This window comes from Mesorhizobium sp. P2_D5, assembly GCF_056404355.1.
In genome coordinates this window covers 524720-539524 of sequence record NZ_JBFUEE010000002.1, presented here as the reverse complement: position 1 = coordinate 539524, position 14805 = coordinate 524720, and the positions used below count along the sequence as shown (strand labels likewise).

The 14805-nt window shown below is 63.6% G+C and carries 12 protein-coding genes and 1 riboswitch; of the genes, 4 read left to right on the top strand and 8 right to left on the bottom strand.

The features are described from left to right. Positions 1–61: 61 nt before the first annotated feature. Complete coding sequence (locus tag AC1DYW_RS09300; protein WP_095088168.1) at positions 62–601, bottom strand: Lrp/AsnC family transcriptional regulator; 540 nt, start codon at positions 599–601, stop codon at positions 62–64. A 48-nt stretch (positions 602–649) separates the two neighbouring features. Between AC1DYW_RS09300 and AC1DYW_RS09295 the strand changes: the two genes are divergently transcribed. From AC1DYW_RS09295 to fba, 3 genes are all read left to right on the top strand, one after another. Next, a complete protein-coding gene (locus AC1DYW_RS09295) occupies positions 650–1825 on the top strand; it encodes an MFS transporter (protein WP_477225931.1) in 1176 nt (391 codons plus the stop codon). A gap of 201 nt (positions 1826–2026) precedes the next feature. Further along, a riboswitch (FMN riboswitch) is annotated at positions 2027–2174 on the top strand. Positions 2175–2250: 76 nt separating this feature from the next. Beyond that, on the top strand, positions 2251–2724 hold the full coding sequence (locus tag AC1DYW_RS09290) for a 6,7-dimethyl-8-ribityllumazine synthase (protein WP_477225930.1): 474 nt from the start codon (positions 2251–2253) through the stop codon (positions 2722–2724). A 163-nt stretch (positions 2725–2887) separates the two neighbouring features. Further along, a complete protein-coding gene (gene fba / locus AC1DYW_RS09285) occupies positions 2888–3952 on the top strand; it encodes a class II fructose-bisphosphate aldolase (protein WP_477225929.1) in 1065 nt (354 codons plus the stop codon). Positions 3953–4019: 67 nt separating this feature from the next. On the opposite strand, the gene AC1DYW_RS09280 is transcribed toward fba, so the two are convergent. From AC1DYW_RS09280 to ftsZ, 6 genes are all read right to left on the bottom strand, one after another. After that, entirely contained in the window at positions 4020–5225 is a 1206-nt protein-coding gene (locus AC1DYW_RS09280) for a VWA domain-containing protein (RefSeq protein WP_477225928.1), read from the bottom strand. 10 nt (positions 5226–5235) lie between these two features. Further along, positions 5236–7485, bottom strand: a complete 2250-nt coding sequence (locus tag AC1DYW_RS09275) for a DUF5682 family protein (RefSeq protein WP_477225927.1) — start codon at positions 7483–7485, stop codon at positions 5236–5238. A 4-nt stretch (positions 7486–7489) separates the two neighbouring features. Then, positions 7490–8569, bottom strand: a complete 1080-nt coding sequence (locus AC1DYW_RS09270) for an ATP-binding protein (protein WP_477225926.1) — start codon at positions 8567–8569, stop codon at positions 7490–7492. A gap of 19 nt (positions 8570–8588) precedes the next feature. Further along, the gene (locus AC1DYW_RS09265) at positions 8589–10028 is read right to left on the bottom strand and encodes a DUF5691 domain-containing protein (protein ID WP_477225925.1); all 1440 of its coding nucleotides are present in this window, start codon (positions 10026–10028) and stop codon (positions 8589–8591) included. Continuing rightward, positions 10025–11419: an SWIM zinc finger family protein gene (locus AC1DYW_RS09260; protein WP_477225924.1), complete on the bottom strand. Its 1395-nt coding sequence runs from the start codon at positions 11417–11419 to the stop codon at positions 10025–10027. The genes AC1DYW_RS09265 and AC1DYW_RS09260 overlap by 4 nt, the downstream gene beginning before the upstream one ends. Before the next feature lie 185 nt (positions 11420–11604). Continuing rightward, complete coding sequence (gene ftsZ / locus AC1DYW_RS09255; RefSeq protein ID WP_477225923.1) at positions 11605–12642, bottom strand: cell division protein FtsZ; 1038 nt, start codon at positions 12640–12642, stop codon at positions 11605–11607. 373 nt (positions 12643–13015) lie between these two features. Here ftsZ and AC1DYW_RS09250 point away from each other — a divergent pair, with 373 nt between their 5' ends. Next, positions 13016–13714 carry a GntR family transcriptional regulator gene (locus AC1DYW_RS09250; RefSeq protein WP_477225922.1) on the top strand — a complete coding sequence of 233 codons (699 nt, stop codon included), beginning with the start codon at positions 13016–13018 and terminating at the stop codon, positions 13712–13714. 130 nt (positions 13715–13844) lie between these two features. Here AC1DYW_RS09250 and AC1DYW_RS09245 read toward each other — a convergent pair whose 3' ends face one another. Further along, positions 13845–14657 carry a class I SAM-dependent methyltransferase gene (locus AC1DYW_RS09245; protein WP_477225921.1) on the bottom strand — a complete coding sequence of 271 codons (813 nt, stop codon included), beginning with the start codon at positions 14655–14657 and terminating at the stop codon, positions 13845–13847. Positions 14658–14805 lie beyond the last annotated feature (148 nt).

Below are 14805 nucleotides of genomic sequence, written 5' to 3'. Positions count from 1 at the left end.
TTAGGGAAAGCGCTACGCGCTTTTCCCGGGAAAACCGCTTCACACTTTTCTTGGAATTGCTCTAATAGAGCGGCTTGCTCATGTGCTTGGGCGTCGGCCACGTCGCGGTGACGCCCGGTTGCACCGGCCGCTCGAGATAGGTCGACAGCACCACGTAGCTGCGTGTCGAGGTGACGCCCGGCGTTTCGTAGAGGCGTGACAGCAGGCCTTCGAGCGCTCTGGTGTCTTCGGTGCGGACCTTGAGCAGCATGCAGGTGTCACCGGCGACGGTGTGGATTTCCTCGACTTCCGGATACTGTGAAACCGCCATCAGTTCCGGCGTCTTTCCCCAGCCCTTGGTGTCGATGTGGACGAAAGCCAGCAGCGGCTTGCGCACAGCGTGGGGATCGATGATTGCCGCGGTATTGCGGATGGCGCCGCTGCGCCGCAGCCGCTTGACGCGCTCGTGCGCCGCCGGCGGTGAAAGCCCCACGCGATCGCCGAGCTCGGCATAACTGACGGTCGCGTCATCGACCAGGACGCCTAATATTTTTCGGTCAATTGCGTCGAGCTCACGGGCGGCAGACCTGTTCTGCGGAATGCCATCTGTTTCTTCGTCCATGCTGAAATCTCCGGTTGCCGCAGAATTTAATGCGGTCATTATGGTCTTATGTCGAACGCTGATCAAGTTGCACCATTGGCCGCGAACGCCCGGGCGCCGATCCCGGCCCTTGCCTATCTGTTGACCGGATGCATCGCCGTGATCGGCTCGAATTCGCTTGTGCTGGGCCCGATCGCACCGGCCGTGGCCGCGTCGTTTGCGACCAGCGTACCGGTGGTCATGATCGCGGCTGCCGTGTTCGGCCTCGGCACCTCCGCAAGCGCCCTGTTCCTGGCACGCTACATCGACCGGATCGGCGCCCGCCGGATGCTGCAAGGCGCATTGCTGTTGCTCGCGATAGCGCTCGTCGCCAGCGCGGCGGCACCGACGGTGATGATGCTGGTCGCGGCACAATTGCTCGCCGGCATTGCTGCCGGTATCGCCATGCCGGCGATCTATGCCAGTTCCGCGGCCATCGCGCCGCCTGGCCGGGAAAGCGGCACGATCGGCGTCGTGCTGACCGGATGGACGCTGAGCATGGTCGCCGGCGTTTCGCTGTCGGCCGTGCTTGCCGATCTCGTGCATTGGCGCGCCGTTTTCGCCGCGGTCGCGCTGCTGGCAACGCTTGCCTTGGCCGGTCTTACAGTGTCGTCACTGAGCGACGCCAGGAAGAGTGGCCCGGCGCCGACGCCACTGGAGGCGCTCGGCATTCCCGGCATCGTGCCGCTGCTCATCGCCTGTGCCGCCTTCATGACAGCCTTCTACGGCGTCTATGGCTATCTCGGTGATCACCTGCACAGCGGATTGGGGAGACCGGTCAGCGCCAACGGATGGGCAGCACTTGCCTATGGCATCGGCTTCGGCACGGCTGCTCTTCTCGACGGCGTCATCGATCGCCTGGGCGCGCGCCGCGTCATGCCATTTGCCTATCTTCTTGTCGCCGTCGTCTATGTCGCCATGGCCGCGACGAGCGGCAGTTTCGGCCTGACCATCGCCATGGTGGCGGTCTGGGGGCTTGCCAACCATTTCGGACTGAACGTCCTGGTGATGCGCCTGTCGGCGCTCGATCCTTCGCGGCGCGGCACGATCATGGGCTTGAACAGCGCGGTGACCTATCTGGCGGTCTTCGTCGGCACGACCGGCTTCGGCCCGCTCTATTCCAGCTTCGGTTTCGCCACCTGCGCGACGGTTGCGGCATTGCTCATGCTGGTTGCCGCTTCGGCGGCGGCGTGGCGCACGCGATAAAGCGGTTCATCGTTTCGCGGAAACGCCGAACCGCTCTATCTCTTCCGTTTTTGACGCAATTCCCAAGGGAAAACGCTATGCGCTTTTCCCGGGAAAACCGCTTCACACTTTTCCTGGAATTGCTCCAGTTGACAGACTGTATTGGTCATCCGTCTTTCACACGATTGACAGCGGCGCCCTGCCCTTTCATACAAACGGCGTTAATGTTCTCAGGGCGGGGTGAAAGTCCCCACCGGCGGTAAGGGTTTCGGCCCAAGCCCGCGAGCGCTTTCCGGCAAGATCGGAGAGGTCAGCAGATCCGGTGTGATTCCGGAGCCGACGGTTAGAGTCCGGATGGAAGAGAACGAACGGAACACGGACCGTCCCGGCGGGCCGGATTTCGTATCGTGCGTCCTGATTCTGGTTCGAAACGGAAGGATGGACCCATGAATCAGCATTCCCAGAAAGACTATGAAACGACCCGCATCGCCGTCATTCGCGCGCGCTGGCATGCCGACATCGTCGACCAGTGCGTGCAGGCCTTCGAGGCGGAACTGACTGACATCGGAGGCGAGCGCTTCGCCGTCGATGTCTTCGACGTTCCCGGCGCCTACGAAATTCCGCTGCACGCCAAGACCCTGGCCGAGACCGGCCGCTATGCCGCGATCCTCGGTACGGCGTTTGTCGTCAACGGCGGCATCTACCGGCATGAGTTCGTCGCCAGTGCCGTCATTGACGGCATGATGAATGTGCAGCTGTCGACCGGCGTGCCGGTGCTGTCGGCGGTGCTCACCCCGCACAACTACCATGACAGCGCCGAGCATCACCGCTTCTTCTTCGAGCACTTCACCGTCAAGGGCAAGGAAGCGGCCAATGCCTGCGTGCAGATCCTGGCGGCGCGGGAACTGATCGCGGCCTGAGATCGCCAAAACGGCCGGATTTCAGCCCTGCAACAAGAATTGCGATCGACAGGACCGCAGAAGGTTGCGGTTGGCCCGAAATCCGGCCAGAAGCATCAGGGGCCGACCGGCGACCGGCCGGCCCGCGACGTTGCGCTTGAAACCAGATACGGGAGACTATTGGGTGGCTCGCATAACACTGAGACAATTGCTCGACCACGCCGCCGAATACGGCTACGGCGTGCCCGCTTTCAACATGAACAATATGGAACAGGGCCTCGCCATCATGGAGGCCGCCGAGGAGACCAAGTCGCCGGTCATCCTGCAGGCGAGCCGTGGTGCTCGCGCCTACGCCAATGACGTCGTGCTGGCCAAGCTGATCGACGCGCTGGTCGAAATCCACCCCGACATCCCGGTCTGCATGCATCTCGACCATGGCAACAACGAAGCCACCTGCGTCACCGCGATCCAGTACGGCTTCACCTCGGTGATGATGGACGGATCGCTGAAGGAGGACGGCAAGACGCCGGCCGACTACGCCTACAATTCCGGCATCACCCGGCGCGTCGTCGACATGGCGCATTGGGGCGGTGTTTCCGTCGAAGGCGAGATCGGAGTGCTTGGCTCACTGGAGAGCGGTGGGGGCGAGCAGGAAGACGGCCACGGCGTCGAAGGCGAGATCAGCCACGACCAGCTTCTGACCGACCCGGAACAGGCGGTGGAGTTCGTCAAACACACCCATGTCGATGCGCTGGCGGTCGCCATGGGCACCAGCCACGGTGCCTACAAATTCTCGCGCAAGCCCGACGGCGCGGTGCTGGCCATGAACGTCATCGAGGAGATCCATCGCCGGCTGCCCAACATGCATCTGGTCATGCACGGCTCGTCCTCGGTGCCCGAGGATCTGCAGGAGATCATCAACAAATATGGCGGCCAGATGAAGCCGACCTGGGGTGTGCCGGTCGAGGAGATCCAGCGCGGCATCAAGCACGGCGTGCGCAAGATCAACATCGACACCGACAACCGCATGGCGCTGACCGGCGCCATCCGCAAGGTGCTGACCGAGAATCCGAGCGAGTTCGATCCGCGCAAGTATCTGACGCCGGCCATGGCGGCGATGCGGAAGCTCTGCAAGGAGCGCTTCGAGCAGTTCGGCACCGCCGGCAATGCGCAGAAGATCAAGCCGCTGCCTGTCGCCGAAATGGCCAAGCGCTACAAGTCGGGCAGTCTCGACCCGAAGTTCGGCTGAGCTCGATCAGCCGTCCAGAGCCGCCAAGCACATCCCCTGGCGGCTCTGGAGGCTATTGCGCTGTGTTTCATTCCGGCGTCTCTGCCTCGGCGCGGACAAGCTTGATGTCGGCGGCGGCCGCCCATGCGCCGATATCCTCGCGGCGCAATGCCGCCGCCATCAGGTCTGGAAACAGATCCGGCGTGCAGGCAAAGACCGGGATGCCGAACGCTGCAACGGAGCCTGCCATCTTGGGGTCGTAACCGGGCCTGCCCTGGTCGGTCAGCGCCAGAAGCACCACCACATTGACGCCGGATCGAACAAGTGCTGCCAGCCGCTGCAGCAATTCCTGGCCGTTGCCGCCTTCATAAAGGTCGGTGATCAGCACCATATGCGACTTGGTCGGCCGTTCGATGCGCTCCGCGCAATAGGCGACGGCCTGGTTGATGTCCGTGCCGCCGCCCAGCTGCACGCCGAACAGGACTTCGACGGGATCGCTGAGTTCCTCGGTGAGATCGACGATGGCCGTGTCGAAGCAGACGAGCTTGGTCCGCACGACCGGCAAGGAGGCCATCACCGCGGCGAAAATCGAGGCGTAGATCACCGAGCTTGCCATCGAGCCGGATTGGTCGACGCACAGCACAACCTCGTCCAGATCGACCAGGCGACGCTGTTTGCGCAGGAAGCCGACCAGCTTCTCCGGCACGATGGTTTTATGCTCGGGCTGGTAGTGGCGAAGGTTGGCCGAGATGGTCCGCGGCCAGTCGATGTCGCGCTGGCGTGGCCGATTGGTGCGCTGCGACCGGTCGACCGCGCCGCGTATAGCCTCGGCCGTCTTCTGCTCCAGCCGCTGCATCAGCTTGGCGACGATATCGGCGATGATTGTTCGCGCGATGTCCTTGGTCTTGGCCGGCATGACCGAGCGCAGCGAAATCAGGTCGGCAACGAGATTGACGTCCGCCTCAATCGCCTTGAGGAACTCGGGCTCCATCAGCATCTGCTTCAGGTTGAGGCGTTCGAAGGCATCCTTCTGGACGATCTGCACGACCTGCGCGGGAAAGAACGACCTGATATCGCCCATCCACTGTGCTACCCGCGGCGCCGAACGGCCGAGCCCGCCGCGGCGCTTGCGCGGGTCGGCAGCCGCTTCGCCGGCGCCATCGCCATAGAGTGCATCGAGCGCCGCAGAAAGCCGCTTGTCCGTGTCGGAAAGCGAAGTCGATTTCTCGTCATCGGCACCGATCGCCAGGCGCCAGCGGCGCTCGCGTCCGTCGTCGGTGGGGGGTTCGTTCATTTCGGCCGCGTCATCCATTGCCGTCACCGCCCGTCAGCAAGGGTCCAAGCCGTTCCAGGTGCCGGCGCCAGGCCACGTCGCCTTCCGGCGTCGGTGTCAGTCCGGCCGGCAGGCGTGCGGTGCGGCCGAGCACCGCTTCGATCAGCCGCCGCCGCTCCATCGAGTCCAGATGCGAGAAGACCCGGCGCAGCAGCGGCAGATGCGCAATGAAGGCATCTTCGTCGAGGGATTGAAGCCAGGCATCGACCGCTCCGCGCAGTGCCTCGTCATAGATGAGCCGCTGACTGGCGGTGCTGAAGAAGCCTTCGAAGAACCCTGCGGCCTCCATGACCGGCGTTCCCGGCGACAGGCGCCGTGCGATCAGGCCGGCTGCGGCGTCGGCGGACAGATGGCCGGCTTCGTAGAGCAGATGCGCAGCACAGCCTGCAACCAGCGCCGTAGATCGCGATCCATCGAGCACCGCTGCCAGTCCATTGCGCCAAGCGTCCAGCACGTCTTCCCCAGGTTCGACCAGCCGGATCGCTTCATCGGCCTTGCGCATCGCGCCAACCAGCGTCGTCGAAGCCTGGTCATCGAGGTCGCGGGCGGCATAGGCGAGTGCTATCCCGCCTTCGATGATCAGCCGTTCCAGCAGACCGGACAGACGGGCCGTTTCCGTCTTGCGCGCCTCGCCATAACGGATGATGTCGGCGAGCGGCGGCACCGATGCCAGAATTTCCAGGCATTCGCTGCTGTGCGCCGCGCGTTCCTCCAATGCCACGAGACCAGCGGTCGACGCTTCCGACAGGTTTGCCGTGATGGCGCCCTGAACCAGTCCCGCCAGCGCGTCGAGAGAGGTCGACGCGCCGATCATCTGGATCAGCCGGCCATTGGCGGCCTTCTCGATTGTCGGCCCATAGATCAGGTTCTCGACCAGGCGAACGGCATATTCCGGCTCCCACGAGAGCGCCCATCGCTCGCGGAAGGTGCCGCGGCTGCGTCCGCTGTCGGTCAACTTGCCCCAATGCACGCCAAGCACGTTCAGCCGGTGCAGCAATGTCGAACGAAACAGCCCGCTTTCGCTGCGCAAATCGATCGAGAGTTCGCGCTCCAGCGCCTCAGGCTTCAGCCGCGCCACTTTCTGGTTGCGTTGCAGATCCTCGATCAGCGGCGCCAGTGGCGTGTCGGGCGGAATTTCACCGACATCGGCGCCCAGAAGCAGTTCGGCTTCGACCAGCGCCCAAAGCAGCGCTTCGCCGTTGAACAGGGCGGCGATCGCAGCATCGCGCAATTCCTCGAAACCAGGCTTTGGCCGCTCACGGATCGCGGCCAGCGCACGCGCCAGCCGTTCGGCTTCGATCAGCGAAGCGGTCGAGACCATGTGTCCCTTGCCTCTCAGCACCGCCGCGATCATTGCGAGCCACAGGGTCGCCGCGTCGTGGCGGCCGCGCGTGCGCCACAGATGCTTGCACCAGCCGGGCGCGACGACACCAGCGCCATAGCCGAAGCCCAGGGCCAGGCGTGGCCCCGTCCATGGCGCCCAGGTCATCGTGCTCTTGCGTCGCGCGAGCCCCTTGAGAAGGGCCTGGTCCTCTTTCTGCGGTCGCGTCGCTTGCAATGCAGGCACATGCCAGGCGCCGCAAACGACAGCGATCGGCCCCTCGAATTCCTTGCGCGCGGCGGTGATTTCAAGCCGCATATGCGCTTCACGCCTGGCCTCGAATTCGGCTAGCGGGCCCTCGCCGTCGCGCAGCGTCGTCATGGCATCGGAAATCGCGGCAAAGATGGGCCCTGGCTGCGGATTCTGCTCGATGATATCCGACCACCAGCTCTCGCCATCTTCATAGCCGGCGGCTTGCGCCAGTGTCCCGATCGGGTCACGCACATGCTGAGCCGTCTCGTTGTCGGCACCGGGTTCCGCTTCATCGGCATCGGCATCCTCTGCATCATCAACCGCCGCAACCCGGGCCGATGACGGCAGGTCGATGAACCGTAAAGCCGCGTTGTTGCCAACAGCCCACAGGGCCGCCTGGTATTCCGGCGAAAACTCGGCGAAGGGCCAGAAGCTCGTCGAGGCCGGATCGTCTTCCGGATAGCAGAGTAGCGCCACCGGCGGCTGCATTTCGGGCCGGGCAAGCAGCGGCAGCAGCGCGGAGGCATCGGCCGGCCCTTCGATCAGCACGACGACCGGTTTCAAGTCCTGCAACGCCTGCACCAGGCTGTCGGCGGAGCCGGGCCCGTGATGGCGTATGCCGAAATAGGAAACGTCGCTCAACGCCATGGCGTCAGATCGCCGCGTTCAAGGCCGCGTAATAGCCAGCATAGTCCGGCCGCTTCTTGAGCACTGTTTCCAGATATTCTTCCAGCACCAGCTTGTCCTGCACCGGATCCTTCACGATCGCGCCGACCAGGCTGGCAGCCAGGCCTTCTGCGCCGAGCTTGCCGCTGTCGAACCAGGCCGCCTGGCTGAGGCCGCCAACCATGGTGGCGATGGCCTCGGCCGTGGACAGCGAACCGGACGGTGTCTTCAACGTCACCTTGCCATCCGCGGTGGCACCGGAGCGCAATTCGCGGAAGATGGTTAGGACGCGGGCGATCTCCTCGCCGACATTCTTCGGCACCGGCAGGTCGAGGCCGCCGGCCATCTCGCCGACCCGCTTCGAGACGATCGCCACTTCTTCCGCCATATCCTCGGGCAACGGCAGCACGACGACATTGAAGCGGCGCTTCAGTGCCGAAGACAGCTCGTTGACGCCCTTGTCACGGTTGTTGGCCGTGGCGATGATGTTGAAACCGCGCTGCGCGTAGATCGACGTGTTGAGTTCCGGGATCGGCATCATCTTTTCGGACAGCACGGTGATCAGCGTGTCCTGCACGTCAGAGCCCATGCGCGTCAGTTCCTCGAGGCGGCAGAGCTTGCCGTCCTGCATGGCGCGGTAGAGCGGTGTCGGCACCAGCGCCTCCTGGCTCGGGCCCTTGGCCAGAAGCTGCGCGTAGTTCCAGCCATAGCGGATCTGGTTCTCGTCGGTGCCGGCCGTGCACTGCACGATCAATGTCGAGTCGCCCATGATGGCGGCGGCGAGATGCTCCGACACCCAGGATTTGGCGGTGCCCGGCACGCCGAGCAGCAACAGCGCCCGGTCGGTGGCGAGCGTTGCCACGGCGGTCTCCATCAGCCGGCGGCGGCCGACATATTTTGGCGTTATCAGCGTCCCGTCATCTGCCTTTCCGCCGAGCAGATAGGTGAGAACCGCCTTGGGCGAAAGGCTCCATCCGGCGGGCTTTTGCCGGTCGTCATTGCGCGAGAGCGCCTGCAATTCGGCGGCGTAGGCCTGCTCGACCGGAAGTCGGATGACTGCGTTCATTTGCTGTTCTCCCGAGTGATCATGTGTCGATTCCAGGCCCGGCCAGTGCCGCATTGAGGCGCAGGAGACCGAGCGAAGGCGCCGCCGGCGCCATGCCGGCCGCAACGACATCCCCGATCAATTTTTCTGCCGTCGCCGCTGTCGCCAGAAACCCCAGATTCTCCAGTGTCTGGTCGGCGCTTCGCTTCACCGGCTCGTCGTTTCCCGCAACAGCGGAACGCAATGCCGGGAGCGTCTGGCCGTTTGTCAGGTCGGCCCATTCCAGCCAGCCTGCTTCGATGCCTTCGACCTGGTTGAGCGCGTGAAGATTCTGCGTGTCTTTCAGGATTTGCCTGGTCAACACACGCTTCCTGCCGCTGTCCAAACGCGCCATGAGATGGAGGACGAGAAGCGCCGGCTTGCCGCCTCCGGCGCCAAGCGTATCGGCCAAATGCGCCACCGCTGCATCACTGCCGGACACCGAGACCATTCGAACGAGGAAGAGATCGGCATTGTCGTCGACGCCGAACTGCCATGCCCCGAGGAAATCGGACTCGGTAACGCCGAAGCGGGCAGCAAGATCGCCCAGATAACAGGTGGCAAACAAGTCGCCGCGGCGTGCTTCCTGCGCGGGAGCCTTGAGTCTTATCGGTGTATAGGTGGTGCGGCGGCGGATGAAGCCGGATTTGCCTTCGGCGATGAAGGCGGCGAGCTCGGCTGTCGGATCTTCCGTCCCGCCATCGCCTGGGTTGCCATGCTCTCCCAACCTTGCCAGCAGCCGGCCAGCCAGTTCGCGCACCCTGCCCGAGCGGTCGGCAGAGAGGCTCTTCAGGAATGGCACGTCATCGGCGCCCAAGCCGAAGCGCATGAGTTCGATGAGTGCAGATCTGATCTCCGCCGGCTCACTTGACCCCTTGGCCTCGATCAGTTGCCTGGCCAGCGCCGGAGCGGTGCGGCGCATATCGGCCAGCGCGGTACGGCGCGCAGCGGGATAGAAATCATCCCAGGTTTCCACGGTCAGTTGTTCCCGGCGGGATTGTTTCTCGCCATCCACACCGGCTTGCCAATCGACCCAGGGGGCATAAACGTCCGGACTTTCCTGATACGACGCAGAGGGCATCCAATCCATTGGATGCAGCACGAAGCCTCGGCTGGCGACGAGCGTGGCCACGCGTGTCTTGGTCCTTGCGTCGGCTGCATGCTTCAACGCGGTTCGCAAAAGCGGCCGCAGCCGCTCCGACAGCATGGGCAAGGCAAGTTCAGGCAGTGGCGGGCGTTGTTTCAGCATCTTCGGCGCGGCTGGCCGCAAGGCAATGTCGAGGGCCTGCGCGGCGATTGCCAGCAACCGGCGCTCGCGCTCGTCGGGGTTTGCACTGCCGGCGATCTGCTGCCATGCAGCCGGAGCCAGGTCGAAGGTGGCGCCGCCGGTTATCCAGCAGTCGCGCATGGTCGCCAGGCCGGTCTGCTCGATCTCATTCATGACAGATCAAGCCTCCCAAACCCGCTTTGCGCCGCCAGGAGTTCAAGCCGGCTGCCGTTCCAAAGTGCGGCCGTCGCCTTGAGGTCCAGTCCAAGCAGCGTTGGATTGACGGTGTCGGCGATTGGCAAGGCGATGCCGTGCGGATCGCCGGCGGCCTGCCACCAGGCGGCGCCGCGATCGTCCAGCAGGATCGCTCCGGGCGGCAGCATGACGGGGCAATCGGTAACCCAGGGCGCGGCGTCCTGGCGGGCAACATGGGCCGCCAGCGGATCCGACGCGTCAACTCCGAAATCGGGCCAGTCGCCGGACGAGACGTCACCCCTGCGGTCCGCCACCAATGCCCGCAGCGGCTGGCGCGCCGGATAGAAGATCAGCCGGGCTTCGAAACGATCGCCCGGCGTGAACGCGTTCGACCGGCGACCGGCCGACGCCGGAAAAAAGTCGAGCAGCAGGGCAAATTGCGAGGTCGCGCTGTTCAGGTCGAGCAGCCAGGTCGAATGGCTGACAAGACCGTCACGGCGAGATTCGATCTTCTCGCCGAGCACTTCCCAAGCGCTTTCGACCTGGATCGCATCGGGATTGGCCAGCACCTGTTCGCGGCTCTCGGAGGTCGAGACCAGCCGCCTCAGTTCCGGGTCATCGGGTGCCGACCGCCAGGCTTTGGCCAGCAGCACAAGCTTGCCGAGTTCGCGGATCGCCGCGTCCGGCCGTTCCTCGCTGCGCAACGCCATCAACCTAGACGGTATCTCGTCGATGCGGCCGGCAAGTGCCGTCGCCTTCATGTCGACCAGCCGCGCGGCAATCCGGCGGCAACGATCGCTGCTGTTGTCGACAAAGCCGGCAAGGCCAAGCCGCAACTGGTCGGCGATCCATTGATCGAGTTCATCCAGCGCCGCCGACACGGCGGATCGCGTGTCTTCTGCCCGCTTGCGCTGCGCTGCCTCGCGGCGCTCAACCGCGGCCGCGTCCTCGACGACAGAGCTTTCGTCGCGCGCGGCTTCGCGGATGCTCTTGCCTCCCGCACCTTGTGGCGGTTCCACAGGTTGCGACGTGGTCTTCCTGCGACGGCTCAGCCAATCGTTCACCCATTCCGGCGTCGAGCCGGCCGCGGCAAAGCTGGCCGGCGTGGTGGCGGCGATCCACATCAGCGCCAAAGTGTGCTTGCAGGGAAATTTCCGCGACGGGCAGGTGCATTTGTAACCATGGTCGCCGGTGTCGACGACCACACGGTAGGGATTGGAGCCGGAACCCTGGCATTCCCCCCAGATGAGAGCCAGCTCTTCGTTCTTTTCGAGCCGGGGCCAGTTCGATTGCTTGGTCAACTTGGAAGCGGCGCTCAACGACGCCTGGTCGGGCGCAAGCGCCTCGATGGTTTTCAGGTCAAATTCCAAGCCGCGCCTCTCGTCGCTCGAACGAATGCCGGTTGCCAGTATAGATGGCCGTCTGTGAAGGATTCTTGTAGCAGCAGAGGGATAGAGACCGATACAGCAGGCCGCAAGTTAGAGTGCGCTGAGCAAAGCCGGTACGCAGGCACAGCGTCGTCAGGCACCCTTTGCCAGGAAGTGCGAGAAGATGGCTACTGAAGCGTCCGCGCTGGCGGCTGGCCGACATGGCCCCGGGCGATGCCGGCATCGGCGTCCTCTGCCCCAAAGGTACGATCGAGCCCGGTCGCCACCACAGAAACCCTGAAGCGGCCTTCCATGCTCTTGTCGAAGATGGCGCCGACGATGATGTCGGCGTCCTCATAGACCTCTTCGCGGATGCGGGTGGCGGCCTCGTCGACCTCGAACAGGGTCATATCCCTGCCGCCCGATATCGAGACCAGGACACCCTTGGCGCCCTTCATCGAAACTTCGTCCAGCAATGGGTTGGCGATCGCGGCTTCCGCCGCCTTCATCGCCCGGCCGTCGCCGGAGGCCTCGCCGGTTCCCATCATGGCGCGGCCCATGTCGCGCATCACCGATTTGACATCGGCGAAGTCGAGATTGATCAGGCCTTCCTTGACGATGAGATCGGTGATGCAGCTGACGCCGGAATAAAGCACGCGGTCGGCAATGACGAACGCATCGGCGAAGGTGGTCTTGGCATCGGCGATCCGGAACAGGTTCTGGTTCGGGATGACGATCACCGTGTCGGCGCTTTCGCGCAGCCGCTCGATGCCCTCTTCGGCCATCTGCATGCGGCGCCTGCCCTCGAAAGCGAAAGGCTTGGTGACGACGCCCACCGTCAGGATGCCGGCCTTGCGCGCCGCCTGGGCAATGATCGGAGCAGCGCCGGTTCCCGTGCCGCCGCCCATCCCGGCGGTGACGAAACACATATGCGTGCCGGCCAGATGATCCATGATCTCGTCGAGCGATTCCTCGGCCGCGGCGCGGCCGATCTCGGGAAGCGATCCGGCGCCCAACCCTTCGGTGACATGCGCGCCAAGCTGGATCAGCCGCGTTGCCTTCGACATGGTCAGCGCCTGCGCGTCGGTGTTGGCGGCGATGAATTCGGTCCCCTGAAGCTGCTCCGCGATCATGTTGTTGACGGCGTTGCCGCCGCCACCGCCGACGCCGATAACGGTGATCTTGGGTCTCATTTCGGAGATTTCGGGCTTCTTGAACTCGGCCATGCCTGTTTCTCCTTCGCCAATTGCGCGCGCTTCACGACCCATCCGCAGACTGCCTGGGGAGATTGCAATCGAGCGGCATGACGCGAATCAGTCCGTTCGGATGGGTACCTCAAAAAGCCAGAGAGCGGCCAGAGGTGCAAGTGCAAGCAAGGTCAAGTTTTGTGATGATGGTTTTGCACACCGTGGCATGGACGGCCGCAGCAGGGCCCGGGCTGTGCCGACATGGCTTGCGGCGCTGCGATCGGTGCGTCTATCATGCCAGACGAGAAGTCGCTGACTTCGGTGTTCTCGCCGCATTCGGCCAGCCAAGACTATCTGCGGCTGATGTCGTCAGGGTCAATTTCAGAACGAATGAAGTAGCGCCCCCCCGCCAATGGCCGACAAAACACAATTCGGGTTGACCGCCGTCGACACCGTTCCCTTGCATGAGAAGGTCTATCTGGAGCTTGTCAGAGCCTTGATGTCCGGCCAGTTCTTGCCCGGCCAGAAGCTGACCTCGCGCAAGCTCGCCAAGGAACTCGGCACCAGCGACATGCCGGTGCGCAGTGCCTTCATGCGGCTGCAGGCGCTGCGGGCGCTGAGCCCGATGCCGAACGGCAGCGTGGAAGTGCCAGTCATTTCGGCAGAGCGATTTTCGCAGTTGACCGCCGTGCGGACGATCCTCGAAGGCTCCGCGACCGAATTTGCGACAAAGCTCATCAACGGCAACAACCTGCGGACGATCCGACGCCACTCCACCGACCTGACTTTGGCGGCCCGCAAGGGCGATATCGATGACTATCTGCGGAAGAACTACGACTTCAAATTCTCGATCTATCGCCATTGCGGCAACGAGCAGATGATCTTCCTGATCGAGACCGTCTGGATGCAGGTCGGCCCTTTTCTGAGGAACCTGGCCATGGGGTTCGAGGACGATCTCGCCTCCATCCTCGACATCGACTATCACGAGGAGGTCGTCGCGGCGATCGAGGCCCAGGACGGGGAGCGCGCGCGCGCGGCCATCGTTCGCGACATCGACGAGGGCGCCACGCATATTCTCCAGCAGGCGCGGTTTCCGGAACCGAGAGCCTAGAGCGGTTCACCGTTTCACGGAAACGCCGAACGGCTCTATCTCTTTGTTTTGACGCAATTCCCTTAGGGAAAGCGCTACGCGCTTTTCCCGAGAAAACCGTTTCACACTTTTCCCGAATTGCTCTGGGGCGCTAGACCACGGCCATGATCACGTGGGCCTGAATTTTGGCGGCAATCTCGCCGCGGCCATGCCTGTCCGCAATCGCGGAGGCGGCGCAGTCGGTTGCAACTTCCAGTTCTCCCGCGCCCCTGGCCTCGATTTCGTTGCGAAGAGGCGTTCCCTGGCAATAAGCGACGGCCGCAAGGCGCGGCGAGGATGCACGACTTTGTTCGGCTCTCGTCTCGATCACCACACGGGAGAAGCCCGCGTCCTCCAGTTCGCTACGGATCAGGGCCGTATCGTGGTAGCCGTGTGGCGTGCGTGCCATAAAGCGCGGCGGATCGTTCGGAAACATCCTTGCGAGAGCATTCGTCACATCATTGGCAAATACATTCTCCTCGAGGCGATCCCATACGTTGAACAGAAAATGACCTCCGGGCTTCAGGACTCGCTTTGCTTCGCGGTAGCCAGAGGGGCGATCGGGAAAGAACATCGCGCCGAACTGACAACAAACGAGGTCGAAGGCCGCATCTTCGAACGGTAGCGCCAAAGCGTCCGCCTGGCGCCATTCGATGCGACTGTCGGGACCTTGTTGCGAAGCGGCGTAGTCGAGCATCGGCTGGTTGAGGTCGGTGACGACATAGCTTGCGCTCGTGGACAGTTTTGGCGCCAATGCGCGGGTGACGACCCCGGTGCCCGCGGCGATCTCCAAGACGGCACTTGGCGACAGGGACGCGGCTCGTCGTGCAAGATCCGCGGCGAACGGCTCGAAAATCAACGGCACCATATAGCGGTCGTAGTTTTCCGGAATCGAGCCCGCGAACACCTTGTCCGTTTCTGACATCACCACCACCCGCCATCATTCAAAAGCGTGCGAGACTAGCACATAACTGTCGGCCTGGTCGCTTTTGACCGAGAGGCTCCAACAGCATATGCGGCTATGTCGGCGGTGAGCACCGGCAGTTCAAATGCCCCCTTGGCTTTCCGTCCTC

Excerpts from the sequence above, each read along its gene's own strand:
- AC1DYW_RS09245 (WP_477225921.1), bottom strand. The coding sequence starts at position 14,657 with ATGTCAGAAACGGACAAGGTGTTCGCGGGCTCGATTCCGGAAAACTAC.
- AC1DYW_RS09265 (WP_477225925.1), bottom strand. The coding sequence starts at position 10,028 with ATGAATGAGATCGAGCAGACCGGCCTGGCGACCATGCGCGACTGCTGG.
- AC1DYW_RS09300 (WP_095088168.1), bottom strand. The coding sequence starts at position 601 with ATGGACGAAGAAACAGATGGCATTCCGCAGAACAGGTCTGCCGCCCGT.
- AC1DYW_RS09250 (WP_477225922.1), top strand. The coding sequence starts at position 13,016 with ATGGCCGACAAAACACAATTCGGGTTGACCGCCGTCGACACCGTTCCC.
- ftsZ (WP_477225923.1), bottom strand. The coding sequence starts at position 12,642 with ATGGCCGAGTTCAAGAAGCCCGAAATCTCCGAAATGAGACCCAAGATC.
- AC1DYW_RS09290 (WP_477225930.1), top strand. The coding sequence starts at position 2,251 with ATGAATCAGCATTCCCAGAAAGACTATGAAACGACCCGCATCGCCGTC.
- AC1DYW_RS09280 (WP_477225928.1), bottom strand. The coding sequence starts at position 5,225 with ATGAACGAACCCCCCACCGACGACGGACGCGAGCGCCGCTGGCGCCTG.
- AC1DYW_RS09270 (WP_477225926.1), bottom strand. The coding sequence starts at position 8,569 with ATGAACGCAGTCATCCGACTTCCGGTCGAGCAGGCCTACGCCGCCGAA.
- AC1DYW_RS09275 (WP_477225927.1), bottom strand. The coding sequence starts at position 7,485 with ATGGCGTTGAGCGACGTTTCCTATTTCGGCATACGCCATCACGGGCCC.
- AC1DYW_RS09295 (WP_477225931.1), top strand. The coding sequence starts at position 650 with ATGTCGAACGCTGATCAAGTTGCACCATTGGCCGCGAACGCCCGGGCG.